Annotated in this window: 20 protein-coding genes; 10 read left to right on the top strand and 10 right to left on the bottom strand. The window is 45.0% G+C overall.

Annotated features, from left to right (window positions below; all coding sequences use genetic code 11):
- The first annotated feature begins 132 nt into the window (after window positions 1–132).
- Complete coding sequence (locus KAI36_RS01575) at window positions 133–1137, top strand: LacI family DNA-binding transcriptional regulator (protein ID WP_220026746.1); 1005 nt, start codon at window positions 133–135, stop codon at window positions 1135–1137.
- A gap of 93 nt (window positions 1138–1230) precedes the next feature.
- On the opposite strand, the gene KAI36_RS01570 is transcribed toward KAI36_RS01575, so the two are convergent.
- The 6 genes from KAI36_RS01570 to KAI36_RS01545 all read right to left on the bottom strand — a co-directional run bounded on the left by KAI36_RS01570 (window position 1231) and on the right by KAI36_RS01545 (window position 5970).
- A complete protein-coding gene (locus KAI36_RS01570) occupies window positions 1231–1908 on the bottom strand; it encodes a hypothetical protein (RefSeq protein ID WP_220026745.1) in 678 nt (225 codons plus the stop codon).
- Window positions 1909–2001: 93 nt separating this feature from the next.
- Window positions 2002–3222 (bottom strand): stalk domain-containing protein, encoded by a 1221-nt coding sequence (locus tag KAI36_RS01565; RefSeq protein ID WP_220026744.1) that lies wholly within the window; start codon window positions 3220–3222, stop codon window positions 2002–2004.
- A 334-nt stretch (window positions 3223–3556) separates the two neighbouring features.
- Complete coding sequence (locus KAI36_RS01560; protein ID WP_220026743.1) at window positions 3557–4042, bottom strand: CcdC protein domain-containing protein; 486 nt, start codon at window positions 4040–4042, stop codon at window positions 3557–3559.
- A gap of 40 nt (window positions 4043–4082) precedes the next feature.
- Window positions 4083–4850, bottom strand: coding sequence for an ABC-2 transporter permease (locus KAI36_RS01555; RefSeq protein WP_220026742.1), 768 nt, complete (start codon window positions 4848–4850; stop codon window positions 4083–4085).
- The gene (locus tag KAI36_RS01550; protein WP_220026741.1) at window positions 4847–5560 is read right to left on the bottom strand and encodes an ABC transporter ATP-binding protein; all 714 of its coding nucleotides are present in this window, start codon (window positions 5558–5560) and stop codon (window positions 4847–4849) included. Before KAI36_RS01550 ends, KAI36_RS01555 begins: the two co-directional genes overlap by 4 nt.
- Window positions 5557–5970, bottom strand: a complete 414-nt coding sequence (locus KAI36_RS01545) for a GntR family transcriptional regulator (RefSeq protein WP_220026740.1) — start codon at window positions 5968–5970, stop codon at window positions 5557–5559. Before KAI36_RS01545 ends, KAI36_RS01550 begins: the two co-directional genes overlap by 4 nt.
- 213 nt (window positions 5971–6183) lie before the next feature.
- On the opposite strand from KAI36_RS01545, the gene KAI36_RS01540 reads away from it, so the two are divergent.
- Together KAI36_RS01540 and KAI36_RS01535 are read left to right on the top strand one after the other, a co-directional pair.
- On the top strand, window positions 6184–6756 hold the full coding sequence (locus KAI36_RS01540; RefSeq protein WP_220026739.1) for a hypothetical protein: 573 nt from the start codon (window positions 6184–6186) through the stop codon (window positions 6754–6756).
- A 191-nt stretch (window positions 6757–6947) separates the two neighbouring features.
- Entirely contained in the window at window positions 6948–7493 is a 546-nt protein-coding gene (locus KAI36_RS01535; RefSeq protein WP_220026738.1) for a GNAT family N-acetyltransferase, read from the top strand.
- Between the two features lie 51 nt (window positions 7494–7544).
- On the opposite strand, the gene KAI36_RS01530 is transcribed toward KAI36_RS01535, so the two are convergent.
- Window positions 7545–7877: a hypothetical protein gene (locus tag KAI36_RS01530; protein WP_013308359.1), complete on the bottom strand. Its 333-nt coding sequence runs from the start codon at window positions 7875–7877 to the stop codon at window positions 7545–7547.
- A 187-nt stretch (window positions 7878–8064) separates the two neighbouring features.
- Between KAI36_RS01530 and KAI36_RS01525 the strand changes: the two genes are divergently transcribed.
- Window positions 8065–8883, top strand: a complete 819-nt coding sequence (locus tag KAI36_RS01525) for an alpha/beta fold hydrolase (RefSeq protein ID WP_220026737.1) — start codon at window positions 8065–8067, stop codon at window positions 8881–8883.
- 108 nt (window positions 8884–8991) lie between these two features.
- Here the strand turns inward: KAI36_RS01525 and KAI36_RS01520 are convergent, their stop codons facing one another.
- The 3 genes from KAI36_RS01520 to abnB all read right to left on the bottom strand — a co-directional run bounded on the left by KAI36_RS01520 (window position 8992) and on the right by abnB (window position 12361).
- Window positions 8992–9207: a cold-shock protein gene (locus tag KAI36_RS01520; RefSeq protein ID WP_013308357.1), complete on the bottom strand. Its 216-nt coding sequence runs from the start codon at window positions 9205–9207 to the stop codon at window positions 8992–8994.
- A 131-nt stretch (window positions 9208–9338) separates the two neighbouring features.
- Window positions 9339–9539 (bottom strand): cold-shock protein, encoded by a 201-nt coding sequence (locus KAI36_RS01515; RefSeq protein WP_007428290.1) that lies wholly within the window; start codon window positions 9537–9539, stop codon window positions 9339–9341.
- A 386-nt stretch (window positions 9540–9925) separates the two neighbouring features.
- Window positions 9926–12361: an arabinan endo-1,5-alpha-L-arabinosidase AbnB gene (abnB, locus tag KAI36_RS01510; RefSeq protein ID WP_220026736.1), complete on the bottom strand. Its 2436-nt coding sequence runs from the start codon at window positions 12359–12361 to the stop codon at window positions 9926–9928.
- Between the two features lie 428 nt (window positions 12362–12789).
- On the opposite strand from abnB, the gene KAI36_RS01505 reads away from it, so the two are divergent.
- The 6 genes from KAI36_RS01505 (at window position 12790) to KAI36_RS01480 (ending at window position 18729) form a co-directional block, all read left to right on the top strand.
- Window positions 12790–13134 (top strand): DUF805 domain-containing protein, encoded by a 345-nt coding sequence (locus KAI36_RS01505; RefSeq protein WP_220026735.1) that lies wholly within the window; start codon window positions 12790–12792, stop codon window positions 13132–13134.
- Window positions 13135–13287: 153 nt separating this feature from the next.
- Window positions 13288–14883: a spore germination protein gene (locus KAI36_RS01500; RefSeq protein WP_220026734.1), complete on the top strand. Its 1596-nt coding sequence runs from the start codon at window positions 13288–13290 to the stop codon at window positions 14881–14883.
- A gap of 36 nt (window positions 14884–14919) precedes the next feature.
- Window positions 14920–16125: a Ger(x)C family spore germination protein gene (locus KAI36_RS01495; protein ID WP_220026733.1), complete on the top strand. Its 1206-nt coding sequence runs from the start codon at window positions 14920–14922 to the stop codon at window positions 16123–16125.
- Between the two features lie 74 nt (window positions 16126–16199).
- Window positions 16200–16451 (top strand): hypothetical protein, encoded by a 252-nt coding sequence (locus KAI36_RS01490; protein WP_023986602.1) that lies wholly within the window; start codon window positions 16200–16202, stop codon window positions 16449–16451.
- A gap of 15 nt (window positions 16452–16466) precedes the next feature.
- Window positions 16467–17618, top strand: a complete 1152-nt coding sequence (locus KAI36_RS01485) for a GerAB/ArcD/ProY family transporter (protein WP_220026732.1) — start codon at window positions 16467–16469, stop codon at window positions 17616–17618.
- On the top strand, window positions 17608–18729 hold the full coding sequence (locus KAI36_RS01480) for a GerAB/ArcD/ProY family transporter (RefSeq protein ID WP_258382232.1): 1122 nt from the start codon (window positions 17608–17610) through the stop codon (window positions 18727–18729). Before KAI36_RS01485 ends, KAI36_RS01480 begins: the two co-directional genes overlap by 11 nt.
- Window positions 18730–18748: the final 19 nt, after the last annotated feature.

Raw genomic sequence — 18748 nt, 5'->3', positions numbered from 1 at the left:
AACAAAGGGATGGCGATCTTGCGGGATCGCCCTTTGCTGCTTATGTGTAGGACTACGACATTTGGAATAGATATGTGGTTAATAATGAATATACAATAGCAATGATAAGACGGACGACAAGGAGGTGACGATGTGGTCAGCATTAAAGATATCGCCAAACAGGCGGGCGTTTCAATATCTACCGTTTCATATGCCTTAAATGGTAGCGATAAGGTTACAGAAGAAACTTGCGCACGTATTTTAGCGATTGCCAAAGAGCTTAACTATGTGCCCAATGCCGCCGCACGTAATCTCAAGAAAAGGCAGACCAAAATTATTGGCGTTTTCCTGACTGATTTTCGTGGAGACGTTTATGGAGATTTACTGTACGGCATCAAGGAAATTTTAAACCGCAAGGGCTATGATCTCATCGTATGCAGTGGTAAGCAGTCTCACCGAATGCTGCCGGAACGCATGATCGACGGCGCCATTGTGCTGGATCAGACGTTTGAAAGTCAGGAGCTACTGAACTATGCCGAGCGAGGACATAAAATTGTCGTATTGGACCGTGAACTGAATCATCCTAACATTAACCAGGTGCTGCTGGATAACAAAGCGGGCGCTGCTCTCGCAATCGAACATTTATTGGAATTGGGACACCGTAAGCTATATGTGGTTACCGGACCAGAAGGTTCTTACGATTCATGGCAACGGATGCAGGCGGTCAAGCAGACCATTGAGCGTAGCGGCGTCGCTGAAATGATCGAAATTGCCGGCGATTTTGAGAAATCGGGCGGCGAACAGGCGGCTGAAATCATTTTGCAGCAACAAGTTAGCCCGGGTTCGGAACCTGTAGCCGTATTTTGTCTCAATGATGAAATGGCAGTGGGCTTTTACAATCGAATGGCTCAGTCAGAGCTGACGATTGGCAAGGATATTCATATCGTCGGCTTTGATAATATCGAGCTGGCGCAATATATTCAGCCCCGTCTGACAACGATTGACTATTCCAAACGTAAATGGGGCGCTGTAGCTGCCGAACAAGTTCTCAAAATCATTGCCGGGGAAGACGTGGAGCATGAACGTTTATACGTTACGCTTGTCCAAAGAGAATCGGCAGGCGCAGCATTCATCACCCAAGATCAACAGAATCTGTGATGAACAACGCAGAATTAACCTGCTCGCCAGCCTCAAAAAAAGAACTTCCATAGTCCCAGAACACGGGTTGGAAGTTCTTTTAGTTATACTTTTTTAACGTAACAAATCCTCAATTAAATTCGTCAACGACCGTAAGGGATTGCCAATCGTTTCCCCCGTCTCCAGCTCCACCTGTAACGCAGCATCAACCATAGACAACTGTGCTACAGCCAGACCTCTGCTTGGATCAGCCTTCCTCAGCTCATACAGCGAACGAACCAGCAATTCCTTATACTCGTCTTCACGTCCCTGCATAATCAGTTGAAAAGCGTCCTCCACCACCTTAACCTCTATCCAAGAAGAGATATCTGGTTTGCCTAACAGAGCAGCCGTATGATAAAGACGCTTCATCGTTCCCTCTACAGTAGCCGAATTCGTGAATACCAAGGTCCGTGGCAGCAAATCATCGCATATCTCATGAAAAAAGGGCTCATCCAGCGCGATTACAGGTGTAGACATGGTCAATTGAGCCTTTTCCGCCAAAACGATATAATTCGTGCACGTTACCAAAATAACGTCTATGTCGCTTTGGGCAATCCAGCTTAGTTGCTCTTCTACCTTGCGACTGGCATCGTCCGCAGAAAAATGCGGGTCTGACGAGATCCGGCGCATAAGCCCAGGGTCCACAAAATGTATCAGCTCCACCTCATAAGAAGCAAAAGCTCGTTCCACATAGGCTATGTTCGAGTGATGTGCATGCAGGCAGCCCACACGCTGCTTCAAGCCTTCCATCGTCCAACCCCCTGTTATAAGTTTGCATCATTTTAACAGGAACAGGACGATTAGGAAAGCGTGCCAATCACGCCATACCACAAACGCACTTTCTTAAAACTTGCCGTTTGTATTTTTCCACTCTGTTTTAGCCGGAACCTCCTGAACTACGTCCCAATGCTCTGCTACTTTGCCGTTCTCCACACGCCACATATCGTAGACAGCCGTTGAGGTTCCCTGTGGCGATTTGATTTCACTCACAACCAGCACGAAGTTTCCTTCTCCAATGACCATATGGACCTGATCATATCCAAAGGAAGCTTCCTGACCTCCCCCTGCGGAGAATGCTTGCTTCAGAATGGATACACCGTCACCAAAAAGAGGATTATGCTGGATGTAATGATCACCGTTATAGTAGCTTTCCAGTGCGGCGCGGTTCTTGCCAACCAGGACATCATCCACAAACTTGCGGATCAGTGTTTTGTTCGTCTCAGTTTGGTTGAGATCCGTGATCTGTGTTGTTCCATCAATCATGGTGTGTCCGCTTGGATTGGCTGGAGCCGAGTCCTGCATGTTGTCCCAATGCTCAACAATTTTACCATTGCTATCGAAGCGGAAAATATCAAAAACAATGCTTGATTTACCTGCAATTGTCGTTTTATAATGAACAGCTACAAAATTCCCATCCTGAAGCACACGATGGATTTCAACCTTTGTACCAGCTTGCTTCAATTGGCTAATTCCTTGCAGCAAGGCATCTCTTCCGCTGGCAAAGCTCAGATTGTGCTGAATGTACTGATCCTTGCTGATCCAAGTCTCGGCCGCTTTCGTGTCTCCGGTTTCAAAGCTTTTCACGATTTCAACGACCTTATCCTTGTTACTCACCCCAATTTGCACCGTTTGGCTGGCCGGGTCCCAAATCACTTGCTTGCCCCATGCCTCTTTGACGACATCAACCGGTACATAGGTTACCCCTTGCTTGGTTAATAGGGTCGAGGTGGATAGCGGTACCTTAATCCCGTTGATTTGCGCTTCTGGACTGCCAGACACCAGTACAACCGTCGCCTGATCATATCGGATAGTCGTGCTTTGTCGTGCCGTATTGAACGTAATATGCTTGGCATCCATCGGAATTCCCAAACTGGAGGCCAATTGTCTCAAGGGAATTAAAACCTGCTTATTTCTCACGATAGGCGCAATTTTGTAAGCCTCCTTCTTGCCATCTACCCAAACCTGAATACCCGTGGTAGGTTTTACCTCGGCTGCTAAAGCCGGTACAGCAGAAGACAGAACAAGCAAACCAGCGAGTGCAGCAGTAACCGTATGTTTTTTCATGAATGTAAGCCCCTCTCAACATATAAAATAGAATATGGAAAACAATTTCCTTTTATGTAACCAATTTAGTTACACCTAATCGCAAAAAGCAGCTTTTCCCCGCCTATCTAACTTTAAACCCCATTTAAATGTTTTGAAACTTCAATAACCCACCTTTCAAAAATTTATACTTGTACTGCTACAATGCAAGCCACAAACCTTAGAATAAAGGATATGGGGAGCAATAACAATGTGTGATAACTTGCTAATGCCGAAACTCAAAAAAAGCGGCTCCTATCATCAAGCGAATAAACGCTTTTTGAATAGTAAGCCGCTGTTAACCCCATTGATATCGTTATACGGATAACGTTCTCCGAAACTTGATAAAGCTCCCGATTCGCCAGATTGAAATATACACCAGCGCCATCGTAATTGCCAGCATGCTAATTTCGGTCGTACCCAAACTACTGAGGTACTGGGTCAAAACAACGCGAATCAAGATAATAGCGATAATAATATATTTAAAATATTGGTTCGGCTTGGGATAAATAAGACCGTCATCCCGTCTTTCATACGCCGTATGCAGCAAAATAACATAGCCAAACAGAGCCCCTAATAGCCCGGCAACCAGCAGTTCCCAAAAGGCGGGGGGCGCGTACGTTTGACCCGGAATATGCATTAATTGGTACACAGACATCATCATAAGCGGGAACGCGATAAACAAGGGGAGCAGAATCCGGATTCCGTTTCCTTTTACCGGCCCCCCTCGTCTTTTGGTTCTGAACCAGATCATCAGCCCCACCAAAACAGCCAACAATGCATATATAAATATCGTCGTCATGGTGAAACTCCTTCCTCATAGATCCTATAGATATGCTAGCCTAAATCGACAGTTTTTTCTCCAGTAGATAAGCGCTCAAGCGGATTAATACATATGCAGCAACCCAACTGATCAACACCGCAATCGGGAAATGCCAGGTAAAAGGAAACCATTGTCCTGTTTGAACATGGTCAAACTGCTCATAAAGCCCCTGATCGCCTGACCAATAAAAGACACTCCCGCCACCCATCAAAAGAATCCAGAGTATCGGGCTAATCGGCCGCAAGGTGCTGTATTTGGTACTGGCCGTCAGCAGACCCAGCGCAATAACCAACGGTGTGAAAGCGATAATCATCACAAACCAGTTCAATCCAGCTATAATAAAGGACGCTGCATCCGCAAACGTATAAGACTGGATGGTTGATGAGATGAACAGCGCGTACAGAGAACCTACCACAAACAGGGACAAGGTCACGACCACGGCTTGTAAAATAGCAGCAATCCATTTGGCGCTAATCAGCCACATGCGCGGATAGGGCAGAGTCAGCCACCATCCGTAGGTGTCATTCTCCCATTCTCTTCTCAGACTTCCCACACCCATGAAAATGATCATGTAGGGCAAGCCCAAGGTGACATACCACAGCCTTGTCAATTCGAGTTGGTTGTGAAGCGCGAAATACAAGGAAATAACGAACGCCACAAATAGAAATAGTGAGAAATATACAAGTCTCCACGATCTGGGCAGTCGATTGCGGCTCTGCTTTCTCCAGCTTCCTTTATTTCGAAATTCATGGCGTATCAAATCTTTGAACAGCCCTGATGAATTCACGCCTTCCACTCCTTTTTGTACAAATTGCGGAACACCTGATTCAGCGAGCCATGCTCTGCACGCAGATCATCCGAATCACCAGACCATATGACCCGTCCGCGGTCCATCATGACCGTGTAGTCAAACAAGCCTTCCACTTCCTGAATATCATGCGTGCTAATGAGTATAGACTGCTGGCGACCCTCCAAATAATCAATAATCCCGGCCACGATCGCTTCTCTGGAGAGGACATCAATGCCCGCAAACGGTTCATCCAGGATCATGAGCGGAACCTCACGCGCCAGACATAAAATCAGTAGCACACGCGCCTCCTGTCCGCGACTCAACCCGGCCATTTTCAACTCCAACTCCACGTCCATATGATCAGCAAGTTTATAGGCATCTTTTATATCGAAGCCAGGCAAAAAGGATTTCCCCCACTCCAGTGTCTGCTGCACCGTATGATTAGGGTACCAGCGAGCCCGGTCAGGCAGGTAGGATATGCCACGATTGGTTTCCCAACCTGGCTTTTGCCCCAATACCTGAAGCTCGCCCCCATCCGGCCGAATTAATCCGGTGATTGCTCGAAAGAAGCTGGATTTCCCACAGCCATTGGGTCCAAGCACCCCTACAATGCGTCCCGCCGGAATGACGACATCCAAGTGGTCCAGCGCTTTTTTACTTTCATATTGCTTCGTCAGATGACTCGCAACCACAATAGATTCCGTCATGCCCCTTCGCCTCCTTCCTCGTCATTTCCGTCCTGTTTGCTTCGTATATACTGCTGTACATCTTCCCACGATAACCCCAGGCTGCTCATCTGTCCGAGAAACTGCTCTATATATGTTATGGCCAATTGTTCCCTAAAGCTGGCAATCCGTTCACTGGACGAAGTAACATAAGTGCCTAACCCGCGCCGCTTCTCAGTCAATCCATCCCGCTCCAGCTCCTGATACGCCCGCATCACCGTATTCGGATTCATGCGTAATTCCTGCGCCAGATCACGAACAGATGGCATTTTACTTCCCATTTCGATCTCCCCTTTAGCAATGGAGCTTCGTACTTGATTTAATATTTGTTCATATAATGGCTGGCTGAAGTCAATTAAAAATCGGAACGAGCCAATCCGTTGTTCTTCCATGGGTGTTTCCCCCTAATCGGCTGTATCTATCGTGCCTGTAGTGTATTATATCACTTAATACACGTAATACAAGTACCATCTTACTAAAATGTTAGTCTCGCTCTCCAAATTTTATTCAGTAAATGCTCAGCTTGCACTCAGATAGCATTCAAGTTGATCCCTTATGATGTATCACGTACCAAACAAACCATAACCGAAAGGTGGAAAATGAAGATGAAGAGCACCAAGAAGGCAATTTTGGCCGGAACGATGGCCTTGGCATTTTTAGGAGGCGGGGCACTGTACTCCACAAGCGCAGCCCATGCTGCTTCAACTACACCTGAGAAGGCTCCCATTGCAGACAAAGCACAGGCACCTAAGGGTAACCCCGGCGATGCTAACGGCCCTAAAATCGCAGGAGGAAACTATGCTGAGAACAAAGCTCTCCTGAAATTATTGAAATTGTCCTCCAGTCAGTTGGATACACAATTGAAAGCAGGTAAATCCCTTGCTACAATCGCCAAAGCACAAGGTGTGAGCGTAAATTCCGTTATTGATGTGATGGTTTCAGATATGAAAGCGAAACTGGCTACGGAAAAACAAAACGGCAAGATTACAGCAACTGAATATAACCAACGTGTCTCTAATCTAAAGAAAATGATGACAGATATGGTGAATGGCGTGAAACCATCCAAACCACCAGTAGATGGCGGTAAAGCCGATGCCGGTAAAGCTCCTGCTCAAGGAGATGCAGCCAAGGCTCCTGCTAAAACCAGTGCAGCTAAAGCCTCTGCTAAGCAAAAATAGCTACCGCCACCCATGTATAATAAATCTCAATCCGGCTTCCCTGTACGGATGGAGAAATCAATAAGCTTGTCCCCTGCTGCTGATACAACAGGAGGGGACAAGCTTATTTGTCATGTAAACAAGATAATATGTGGTAGACTAACATGATCCAGAGGTCATTTTTCACTAAAATTCATAATAAGGAGAAGGTAATGAAAATAAATAAACAGGAATTTGATATACGAGGAATGAGCTATACGATCAGATCTGCCATGATTCAAGATGCGAAGAATTTGTCTGAAATCCGTTTTCTGATTGATGGAGAGACTGAAAATTTAGACAGAGAGAAGGGAGAAGCGTTTATAAGTACATCCGGTTTTGAACAGCTCATTGAATCAGATACAGAGAATAACAGAAACCTATTTTTAGTTGCGGCAGTTCATGATAAAATCGTCGGATTTTCAAGATGTGAGGGCCATGTTCTGAGCAGATTCTCTCATAAAGTTGAATTTGGCGTATGCGTACTAAAGGATTTTTGGGGTTATGGGATCGGGACGAATCTTTTAAAAAAATCTATTTCTTGGGCTGACTCCAATGGCATCAAGAAAATAACTCTACAAGTTTTGGAAACGAATGATAAAGCCATTGAGCTCTATAAAAAACATGGATTTGAGATCGAAGGGTTATTAAAATACGATAAGGTTCTTTCAGATGGCAAATACTACAACACCATAATCATGGGGAGATTTCATAAATAAAAAAAGACCCTGTTCAACAGGATCTTTCATCTTTGTATCGCCACACTTACCCTAGTAGCGATAATCATCATAAGGATTGCGATTACGATACTGATCACGTGGCTGCTGGGCTGCGGTAATCATCAAAAATATGCCTGAGATCAAATGCATCAACCAGCCCACAATCGGAATCCATCCAATAACCGAGGTCACGATCCCTAAAATAGATCCATAATAAGACTCTCTATTCGTCACCGATAGTACCAACGTAACAATGTGGAAAATCAGCATAAAGAACAATATAGTATACGCGGAATTTACGACGAGCAGCCCGCCCAAAACGGGAATAGCTAAAAACAGCTCCAATCCGCCTGTAATCCATTTTAATGTTTTTGATGGTGTCATTGTTCCACTCTCCCGATGCTGTTTCATTCCATAATTATATCCCATCCCTATGCAGGATGACATACATTTTTTAACATAATATATGCTTATATCGTGACAGTCTCATCCCTTTTTCGAATGAGCTAAGCCCTGGCTACATATATGTGAGAGAGAATGAAATTTCGTGATCTCTAAAGGGGTGAATACGATGGGATATTATATTGAGGTGGAACGCGGCGTGAAGCTGTATGTCGAGGATATTGGAGAAGGCATCCCTGTTCTGATGGTTCACGGCTGGCCGCTGGATCACCGAATGTACGAATACCAGGCCGCCTTGTTGCCTGCTTACGGGTATCGCTGTATTCAGGTTGATCTTAGGGGGTTCGGCAAGTCTGATCGACCATGGCGTGGATACAATTATGATCGATTGGCGGACGATCTGCTGGCTGTTATGCAGGCGCTTCAGTTAAACCAGGTACGGCTGATCGGTTTTTCGATGGGGGGAGCTATTGTCACACGCTACATGAGCAGGCACCGGGGATTTGGCGTCAATCAGTTGATCTTGATCGGAGCAGCTACGCCCCGATTCACCCCAACCAGTGACTTCCCTTATGGTACTCCTGTCACAGAGGTAGATAAACTCATCAAACAAGCCTATACAGATCGTCCACAACTGGTAACTTCTTTTGGCGAGATGTTGTTTGCCAATCCCGTCAGCCAGAGCTTACGCGACTGGTTACGTGATCAGGGTTTCGCGGCTACAGTTCATAGCATGGCTTGTACTTTGTATTCACTGCGTGACTCTGATTTGCGCGCTGACCTACCATGTATACACGTGCCTACTTGGATTCTACACGGCAAGCTGGATCGGGTCTGTCCTTTCCCCCTGGCTGTCCAAACTCAAAAAGGAATTGCCGGATCAAAGCTTATTCCTTTCGAACGAAGCGGGCACGGTGTATTTTACGAAGCGCTACCCGAATTTAATTCTATCTTACTGAGCATACTAGCCCCATCCTCCACACCATAATTGAAAGCCTGTTCATTCTTATGTATAATTTATATTTATAAAAAACAAAAAGACGCCTCAGCGCCGTTAATGGCTATGGGGCATCTTTCACTACAAACATTTATCCGTTTAGGATTGTTTGGTATGATTGAAGCTCGTATTATTTAAAACAGCCAGCTTTTTCTCGCCCTTCACCATGGCAGAACCGCAAATGGGGCATGTCGGCTCGACAGAAAAAGCGAAGTTATCCCGCATCCAGCCGTTACATGTATCGCTGGCGCAATTCCAGACAGTTGTAATTTCCTCAGGAATCTCATCCATTGGCTTTTTCCGTGAATTGTACATAAACATCCCTCTTTCTTCATGATTTATAAAGCGATAAGATGTAATCAGTTCAAAAACGGTCTTGTGAACAGATAAAAACAAATGCCCCAAACGCTATGTTCGGGGCATCTGAAGTAGGCTGTAATTTTAAATTACAGTTTTACAACGTTCTCAGCTTGTGGTCCACGGTTTCCTTCAACTACGTTGAATTCTACGCGTTGGCCTTCGTCCAAAGATTTGAAACCTTCGCCTTGGATTGCGGAGAAATGTACGAATACGTCGCTTCCACCTTCAACCTCGATGAAACCGAAACCTTTTTCTGCGTTAAACCATTTAACTGTACCTGTTTGCATGGAATTACCTCCAAAATGTATTTATATGACCTTTATTTTTGACAAATAAAAATTCACATATTGCACAAGGTTATTTCAACCTAAAACAATAACCCTCTACAATATGTGAATCTCAGGTCACAATTTCAATATACTCATATTACCATAAGTGTATTGAAAACGCAAGCACTGGAGAATTTAATTTGTGCAGAGTGCTTAAGTTCTCTATTGCTGCTTCAAAGCTGTGTTCATTCGGCGGCAGTGAGTCATTAACGCCTACTTAAAACATTATATCCGCAGTTGCTTCCTATTATACCAGCAATCAAGAAATAAATATACAAAACATTGTGCAGGAGACGAACTTCTTACTAAAAGCTCATCTCCTGCGTTTATCTGCTCATTTTGAATTACAATTCTGCCAGTGCTTTAATTTCCTCTGCTGTCAGCGCTTTGTTATACAATTGAACTTCATCCAGGCTGCCATTGAAGTAAGCATCGGCGGCAAAGCGGCTTTTGCCGAGATAAGCCTCGCTCGTCAGCAACTCATTGGGATTAAAGGTAATGCCGTCATTAACAGCTACTTCCTCACCATTTACATACAGCTTTCCTGTATTCCCTTCCAGTGAAACCGCTACATGCGTCCACTGGTTTAGAGGTAATGATGATTTGGAAAGCAAGCTTTGATCCGTACCCTCATGGATTGTAAACTGGAGCACACCGTTTCCTTGGGAAGGGGTAAGAAACATATGCCGGGCTTGGCCGTTGCCGAAGTCAAAAATCCGTTGCCAAGCTGCACCGCCCTTCCAGTTCACCCAAGCGGAAAAGGTAAAATCCTTCGCATCTGTTACTGTATTTGGTAGTTGCACGTAACCATCCTTACCGTTTAGGACAAGCGCACCGCCAAGCTTCCCGTCTTTATCCCATGCAGCACCACCATAGGTCTTACCATCGAATTGATTGTATGTGCTGTCGACAACCGAAGTTCCTTGATCTTCACTCCACGAATAGCGTGCGAGCTGAGGACCTCGGGCCTGCCCGGGAACAATGGCTGTAAAGTTTTTCTTAGCTGTGGCTTTGTCCTTTTTGATGGTCGCTGTCAATGTAACTGTTACAGGCTGAGAACCTGCTTCTGGACGATATACTTCACCTGTCACAGAAATATTCTCCGGGTGGGTGGATTCCCATGAAATAGTGGTATCTTGCGCTGCTTGAGTAGGTAGCGTCAGATTATAAAGAACATTGCTCGTATCACCCAGGCTCAGATCCTTCTGCACAGCAGCTACAATTTTGCTAGCCTTCAGGTCAGGCTTTAGCGAACCCCATACCGCAACACCCTTGGAGGACAACGCGGTAAAAGCAAGCGTCTTGGCACCTGTGTCTGGATCACGGTGCCGCAGAAATACACCTTTGTACTTCGTGCCCTCTGCTGTAATTTCCAACTGATTGCCTGCCCCCAACTTCCATGTACCGTTCACTCCACCAGACAGTTTGCCGCCGCTATCCAGACTGACGTTAACGGCTTGCTTAATATTTGCCGAAATTTTCTTCCCGTGATTTACATACGAATATTGACCGAGGACATCCTTTTCTGACAGCTTTTTCAGTGAATCCTCATCTCCCGAATAACGATAAGGAGCAACCACAGGCCAACCGTCAGCGTTCATGAACATTTCATGTACCCGCACTTCAAACTGTTCGCCTCTCCCTGGGAAACGGGAATGGAAAATGACAAAATGCTTTTTCGTCTTGGGATCATAATAAGCCGAGTTGTGTCCGGGCGACACATAGCCTGCACCCAGCCCTGTACCCGAATCACCAATTTCTCTTGGAATCAGGTAATTACCTATCAGTTTGACACCGTATGGTTCAATGGAAGCGTCATCAAAAAGTGGTTTATCAGGATTTGCCTTGACCTTGATCATATCATTGCCTTCAGCATCGTAGAAAGGACCATCCGGTGTTTTGGACCGAGCCACCCGCAAGTTGTATCCGCCATCCGCTGACAATCCACCATAGGACAGGAACAAGTAATAGTAGTCCGTTTGCGGACTGTATTGTATGTAAGGCCCTTCCATACGAGCATGATTACCGCCTGTCAGCTTTTTCCCGTAGCCTTGACCAGGGAGCGGCTTCCCTGTTTTTTCATCCATCTGCATAATGAAGATGCCTCCTGAGTAGGAGCCATATACCATCCACAGTTTGCCGTTCTTATCATAAAAGGTGTCCGGGTCTACGGCATTTGGATGCTTGGTTGCGTCATAGATCGTCCCATCCTCACTCGGTTGGTCCCACATGCCGGATTTTAGAAAAATGCCTTTATTCTTATAAGGCCCTTCAATTTTTTCAGCAACTGCTAGGCCCATTGCTGAACGCGGTGAGTCACCCTTGCAAGCGTTATAATACATATAGAACTTGCCATCTGCCAGTTGAATGACATCAGCTGCCCACAACGTGTCCGTCTGTGCCCAATCCAGTGCTTCCTTTAATTCTTCTTTGACGTTAGGAATCAATGCATTACCATTCGCCACTCCTGTAGCAATCGTATCCCAATTCATGAGGTCTTTGGACTTGGCAGCCGCCAGATGTGAGCCAAAAATGTAAAATGTGTCTTTCACTTTCAGGATGGATGGATCATGTACGGAAGTCTCCTTGAAAGAGACAGCCTTTTTACTTTGAATTGAAAAGTTTTCCAGGTCTTGAGCTTGAAGGGAAGTTTGCCCCACATTTTGAATTCCATCTGTATCTGAATTGAGTGTTTGCTCGGCGCCTACCAAAGAAACAGGCAACAACAGCGCACCTGCGAGTGAAGCTGCCGTTACTTTACGAACAAATGATTGCTTCATAAATCAATCTCCTCTCGTTTTGAACATCCCTGATAACATAAAAAATATTGAGAAAGCGGTCAGGATTATGTTTGTATTAACTTCTTCACCCTCGAATTTAATGTTGCTCATCCCTCCTGTTTCGCATTAAAGCGCTTTCAATTGATTTGAAAATAAAAGCACCTTCTGTTAAGAAGGACGATTCAAACCTGGCGGTTAACCGTACCTCTATATTATTCAATGGATATGGAAAATTCAATATGTAATTTTATATTTTTATAAATTATTCATCGAATTATTAACATTAATAAATGTATTGCGTAAATTTCTAGTTTAAAGTTATAATTTTACAAGTAAAATTTTATATGTTTCCTGCCGATATACCTAAAAGAACAATTTTACGGATACTGTAAAGAAACATTTAGATTTTATAAGGAGGTGAAAAATATATGCAATGGTATTTAAATGCATTAAAAAACTATGTAGGATTTCAAGGTAGAGCAAGACGTACAGAGTATTGGATGTTTGTTCTATTTAGTGCAATCGCTAGTTTTGTAATCAGTCTGATCGATAGCCTTGTAGGCTTATCACCGGTATTGACTTTGATTTATTCTCTTGCTGTCCTGTTGCCATCCTTGGCCGTTATGGCCCGTAGACTGCATGACACAGGTAGAAGCGGATGGTGGATTCTAATCAGTCTAATTCCTCTGGTAGGGTCAATTATTTTGATTGTATTCTTCTGCCAAGACAGTCAGCCTGGCGACAATAAGTATGGAAAAAACCCTAAATTGTAATGGTTGTAGATGTCTAAAACCTCTTTCACTTTTGTGAAGGAGGTTTTTTTCATATCTGTATCTCCCCCATCGAAATTTCAGCAGTAAGTTTATCTGGAGCCCCCGGCGTCCATACTGGATTAAAAAGTATCCTCAAAGAGAGGGAGAACGTTCATGCGTTTTCGGAAAAGAACCCCCCCTAACAAAATTAAAAAGCCGCCAGTCCAGCACAGCGAAAGTAAGTCTGAGCATTCAGGAGAGCAGCTCAGTGCGAATATCGGAAGCAATCTTCAGCGAATCAGACAAGCACTCGGTAACAGCACCGACATCATCATAAGAGAAATTCGTATCGGCAAAGATGGTGACCAGCTCATTGCAATTCTCTATACGGACGGTTTGGCGGACAAAAATATAGTCTCCGACTTCATTATGGAATCGATGATGTTGGATAGTAGCTTGTCCAAGGATGTAGAGTGCAGGCTCCAGAACTCCTCTAGTGTCATGCATATATTGAAAGATTATGCCCTAACCATCGGAAGCATCCGGGAGATTATCGACTTTGAAACCTTATATAACGCGCTATTGTCCGGAGATGCTGTCATTTTGATTGACGGTGAGACACAGGGAATAGTAGCCAGCGCACGTGGATGGAAGGATCGCGGTGTCACCGAGCCTGCCTCGGAAAATGTCGTCCGTGGGCCGCGGGAAGGATTTTCTGAGACACTGCGCACGAATACGGCATTGATTCGGCGTAAGATTAAAGATCCCAATTTGTGGCTGGAAACCAAACAAATCGGTCGTGTAACCCAGACCGAAGTCGCTGTCATGTATATCAAAGGGATCGTGAACCCTAAATTGGTCGAGGAAGTGCATGAGCGATTGAATCGCATTGATGTAGACGGCATTCTCGAAAGCGGTTATATCGAGGAGTTAATCCAGGACGAAACTTTCACCCCTTTTCCAACAGTATACAACTCCGAACGTCCAGACGTCATCGCCGCCGAGCTGTTGGAAGGAAAAATCGCGATCCTGGTGGATGGAACCCCGTTTGTGCTTGTCGTACCTGCGCTGTTTGTTTCCTTCCTGCATGCAGCGGAGGATTATTATCAGCGTGCGGACATCAGCAGCTTCATCCGGATTCTTCGTTACACCGGAGTTTTTATCTCCCTGTTAGGTCCGTCCCTATATATTGCCATCACTACGTTTCATCAGGAAATGCTGCCGACCTCACTGCTGATCGGTCTGGCAGCACAGCGGGAGGCCGTTCCCTTCCCCGCCTTTATCGAAGCACTCATGATGGAATTAACTTTTGAAATATTGCGGGAAGCTGGCGTTCGTATGCCGAAGTACATCGGGGCAGCCGTCTCTATCGTAGGCACACTCGTCATCGGGCAAGCTGCCGTCGAGGCGGGCATCATATCTGCAGCTATGGTTATTGTCGTATCGATTACGGCGATTTCCAGCTTTGTTCTCCCTGCCTATAATATGTCCATCGCTTTTCGTATGCTGCGGTTCCCCTTGATGGGACTTGCTGCTTCATTTGGACTGTTCGGGATTATCGTTGGAGGCATTGCCCTGGTCCTGCATATGTGCAGCCTTCGTTCATTTGGCGTTCCCTATATGACTCCTTTTGCACCCCTAATACCAAATGACACCAAAGATACTATATTTCGGCTTCCGCACTGGATGTTGCTTTCACGTCCCCGGTTAGTCGATCAGAAGAATGTCAAACGTCGAAACAGCACTCCGCCCCGGAAATCACGGGAATAGAAGAAAAGAGAAACAGTCGGAAAGGAGTGGATAATCATGAAGCGGAAGAAAGCATTTCTGTTCCTGATTCTTGCACTCGTTTTACTTCTGACGGGCTGTTGGAATCGCAGAGAGTTGAATGAGCTTGCCATCGCCGTCGGTATGGGGATCGATAAACAAGGAGATCAATTTCGGGTCTCTATCCAAGTGGTGGACCCTGGAAAAGCATCGGCCAAAAAAGGAGCAGGTGGTGGGGCTCCAGCCACCTTGTATACAGAGGAAGCGGATACCATATTTGAAGCGATCCGAAAAATAACAACGCTTAGTCCTCGGAAAATATATTTTTCTCACCTGCGTATATGTGTAATCGGTGAGTCGGTAGCCACCGAAGGAATGGCAAAATCTCTAGATTTACTTTCCAGGGATCATCAATTCCGCACTGATTTTTATATTGTGGTGTCCAAGGATGCCAGCGCGGAGGATACGTTGAAAATTATGACGCCCTTAGATCCCATTCCGGCGAATGACCTTTTCTCCTCTCTGGAAACATCGCAGAAAAACTGGTCACCCAGTATGACGGTAACTTTGGATGAATTGATTTCAGCACTTACCAGTGAAGGAATGCAGCCTGTTTTGACAGGACTCCGTATCGTGGGCAATAAAGAAATGGGAGAGACAAGTGGCAATGTACAAAAGATCGACCCGTTCAGCCGTTTACAGTATTCGGGACTTGCTGTATTTAGAAAAGACCGATTAATCGGGTGGTTAAATGAAACTGAAAGTAGAGGCTACAATTTCATCCGCGGCAAAGTGCAGAGCTCTGTCGGCTTTGTAGCTTGCCCCAGAGGCGGCAAAGTCGTTTCGGAAATCATTCGTACCCAAACAACTATAAAAGGGAGCGTTTATAGGGGGGAGCCCCAGGTCAATATAAAAATGCAGGTTGAGGCCAACGTGGGAGAAGTCGAGTGTAATGACCTGGATCTGACCCAGGTGGGGACGATTTATGACATTGAGAAAAAAGAGGAAGAAAAGATAGAAGAGATTATGAAAATGGCTGTCAGAAAAGCTCAAAAATCATACAAAGCTGACATTTTCGGATTCGGTGAAGCCATTCACCGCGCTGACCCGAGGACCTGGAAATCCATTAAAAAAAATTGGGATTATGAGCACTTTGCAGAATTACCCGTAAATATCAAGGTCAATTTCAAGATTCGGCGCTTGGGCACGATTGGCAGCTCATTTTTGAATGATATTAAGGAGTAAATCCCTTGTCAGATACAGCGGGGGATCTGGCTCCTGTATAGAACCTTACCCTACAAAAGAAGGTGTTTCCCAAGATGCTGTCTCATATGGTGAAAGTTCTGGGCATATTACTAACCGCTGCTGCAATCAGCTTGATCGAGGTCCCCTACATGTGGAAAAAGGGGTTAAAAAAAGAGCTTTGGTTATTCTCCATCCTTCTCCTTTTTGCCGTCGGAATTTGCTGCGCCAAGGCATTAAACTGGCTTATTCCAACTCCTCTGGATTGGATAACAGCGGTATATAGACCTTTCAGTGATTTCCTGACCCATATCGGTCTAATAAAATAAGACGAGGTGAAATAGGTGCCCGGACAGATCAAAATCTCAGCACGTCAAATTATGATATTAACGGCTTTATTTACGATCGGGAGTGCAATCCTCATCATCCCTTCAGGCATGGCGTTGGTAGCCAAACAAGATGCGTGGATTGCCGCGCTCGTCGGGGTCGGGGCCGGGCTCCTTGTCTTGTATTTGTACAGCAAGATTGCAGCTCTGTATCCAGAGATGACTCTGATTGGGATTATGGAAACCCTGCTCGGAAAATGGTTAGGCAAAGCCGTCGGTCTTCTGTTTTTCACCACACTTTTCATCAATGCTCCCGCTCCCGTTTTATTTTATTTAGGGAATTTTATGACTACTCAAATGATACCGGAAACACCAATTCTAGCGGTAAATATCCTTTTTGCGCTTATTATATTGTTGGCTGTTCGGCTGGGGCTGGAAGTGCTGGTCCGTTCTGCCGAACTGATGTTTCCGTTATTTACTCTTCTTTATATTTCTTTTATAGGTTTAGTGGTGTCCAATATTAAATTAGAAAACATTCAACCTGTATTAGAGGCGGGATTGGGACCTATTTGGCCTGCTGCCCTGTCCTTTGTTAGCACTGTTTTTATACCTCATATTGTTCTGCTCATGATCTTCCCAGCTTCTGTAAATCGTTCCGATCAAACCCGTAAAGCTTTTTTCATAGGCAGCCTGATTGGCGGATTAATGTTGGTCGTGGTGGTTGCACTGGCAATTTTTGTATTAGGTCCTGATTTAACGGCAAGAAATATTTATCCAAGCTATGCGTTAGCCAAAAAAATTAGCATCGGCAATTTTTTACAGCGTATCGAAGCAATTATGGCTACCATGTGGTTTATTTCACTCTTTTTCAGAATCACGCTGTACATGCACACTACTGTGACAGCAATAGCCCAAATCTTTCGTTTGAAAAACGACCGGCAACTGGTGCTTCCTCTCGGGATGATTTTAGTCATCATGTCCGTCATCGTGTATCCCAATGTCCCTTATCAACAAGCCTATGATACCAAGACGTGGATTCCTTATATATTATCGTTGGGGTTGTTTTTTCCCTCACTGCTGCTCAGTATACATGCCCTGAAAAGGCTGGGGACAAACAAGAACAACAAGCCGGATGATAAACGTGAAAATAGAGGTGAGGATGGTGCATAAGCAAGTCAAAATCTCCACACGTCAATTGTTGATCTTAACAATATTATTTACAATCGGCACTGCAATTCTCGTCATCCCTTCCGTTATGGCCGCTACAGCTAAACAGGATGCATGGATCGCTGCACTCGTAGGAGTGGGTGCCGGGCTGCTGTTGATATGGCTGTACAACACGATCACCATCCTGTATCCGCAGATGACCCTGATCGAAATCATGGAGACCCTTTTGGGCACATGGTTGGGGAAATCCATTGCTCTGCTGTTTATGATTACGTTTTTTATCGGTGGCCCTGCTGCGGTATTGTATGATTTGGGGAATTTTTTGACTACTCAAATGATGCCGGAAACGCCGATGCAAGCGGTCAACATCCTTTTTGCGCTCATTGTATTAATGGGCGTACGCCTTGGACTGGAAACGTTAGCCCGTTCTGCTGAACTATTGTTTCCGTTGTTCATTTTGCTGTATACGGCTTTTGTCGTTTTAGTCGTGTCCAATATCAAGCTGGAGAACGTCCAACCAGTGCTGGAGAAGGGAGTTGGACCCATTTGGTCTGCTGCCTTGTCCTTTATTAGTATTGCATTTCTGAGCCATATTGTTTTGCTCATGATTTTTCCGTCTGTAGATCCCCCCGTTCAAGCCCGTAGAGCTTTTTTAACAGGAGGCCTGATTGGCGGGTTGGTTCTGGTTGTGCTCATTGTATTGGCCGTTTTAGTTTTTGGCCCTGATTTAACAGCAAGAAATATATATCCAAGCTATTCATTAGCCAAAAAAATAAACATTGGAAATTTTCTCCAGCGCATTGAAGCGATCATGGCTGCCATGTGGTTTATTTCGCTCTTTTTCAGGCTGACTCTGTATATGCACTCGATTATGATCGCGATAAGCCAAATCTTTAATCTAAAAGATGAGCGTCCGCTGATCTTCCCTATCGGGATGATCCTGATCGTTATGTCGGTGATCATATATCCAAATGTCCCATACCAGCAATCCTGGGATGCAAAAATATGGACACCTTATGTCTTATCTATGGGCCTCTTTCTGCCTCTGCTGCTGCTCTGTATTCACGGGATACGTAAACTCTGGTCAAAGAAAAAAGCAGGGTCCGAAGGATAGATCACATCCATCCTACGAG

Origin of the sequence: Paenibacillus sp. S02 (genome assembly GCF_019454065.1) — a bacterium.
GTDB classification, from domain to species: domain Bacteria; phylum Bacillota; class Bacilli; order Paenibacillales; family Paenibacillaceae; genus Paenibacillus; species Paenibacillus polymyxa_B.
The sequence above is the reverse complement of the archived record's forward strand: the minus strand, read 5'-3'. Positions and strand labels throughout refer to the sequence as shown.

Bases quoted from the DNA above. Each gene is read 5' to 3' on its own strand.
- KAI36_RS01525 (WP_220026737.1), top strand. From the start codon at position 8,065: ATGGGATATTATATTGAGGTGGAACGCGGCGTGAAGCTGTATGTCGAG.
- KAI36_RS01505 (WP_220026735.1), top strand. From the start codon at position 12,790: ATGCAATGGTATTTAAATGCATTAAAAAACTATGTAGGATTTCAAGGT.
- KAI36_RS01520 (WP_013308357.1), bottom strand. From the start codon at position 9,207: ATGTACAATTCACGGAAAAAGCCAATGGATGAGATTCCTGAGGAAATT.
- KAI36_RS01535 (WP_220026738.1), top strand. From the start codon at position 6,948: ATGAAAATAAATAAACAGGAATTTGATATACGAGGAATGAGCTATACG.
- KAI36_RS01550 (WP_220026741.1), bottom strand. From the start codon at position 5,560: ATGACGGAATCTATTGTGGTTGCGAGTCATCTGACGAAGCAATATGAA.
- KAI36_RS01560 (WP_220026743.1), bottom strand. From the start codon at position 4,042: ATGACGACGATATTTATATATGCATTGTTGGCTGTTTTGGTGGGGCTG.
- KAI36_RS01500 (WP_220026734.1), top strand. From the start codon at position 13,288: ATGCGTTTTCGGAAAAGAACCCCCCCTAACAAAATTAAAAAGCCGCCA.
- KAI36_RS01480 (WP_258382232.1), top strand. From the start codon at position 17,608: ATGGTGCATAAGCAAGTCAAAATCTCCACACGTCAATTGTTGATCTTA.
- KAI36_RS01565 (WP_220026744.1), bottom strand. From the start codon at position 3,222: ATGAAAAAACATACGGTTACTGCTGCACTCGCTGGTTTGCTTGTTCTG.
- KAI36_RS01495 (WP_220026733.1), top strand. From the start codon at position 14,920: ATGAAGCGGAAGAAAGCATTTCTGTTCCTGATTCTTGCACTCGTTTTA.
- KAI36_RS01530 (WP_013308359.1), bottom strand. From the start codon at position 7,877: ATGACACCATCAAAAACATTAAAATGGATTACAGGCGGATTGGAGCTG.
- KAI36_RS01545 (WP_220026740.1), bottom strand. From the start codon at position 5,970: ATGGAAGAACAACGGATTGGCTCGTTCCGATTTTTAATTGACTTCAGC.
- abnB (WP_220026736.1), bottom strand. From the start codon at position 12,361: ATGAAGCAATCATTTGTTCGTAAAGTAACGGCAGCTTCACTCGCAGGT.
- KAI36_RS01570 (WP_220026745.1), bottom strand. From the start codon at position 1,908: ATGGAAGGCTTGAAGCAGCGTGTGGGCTGCCTGCATGCACATCACTCG.
- KAI36_RS01490 (WP_023986602.1), top strand. From the start codon at position 16,200: ATGCTGTCTCATATGGTGAAAGTTCTGGGCATATTACTAACCGCTGCT.
- KAI36_RS01540 (WP_220026739.1), top strand. From the start codon at position 6,184: ATGAAGAGCACCAAGAAGGCAATTTTGGCCGGAACGATGGCCTTGGCA.
- KAI36_RS01515 (WP_007428290.1), bottom strand. From the start codon at position 9,539: ATGCAAACAGGTACAGTTAAATGGTTTAACGCAGAAAAAGGTTTCGGT.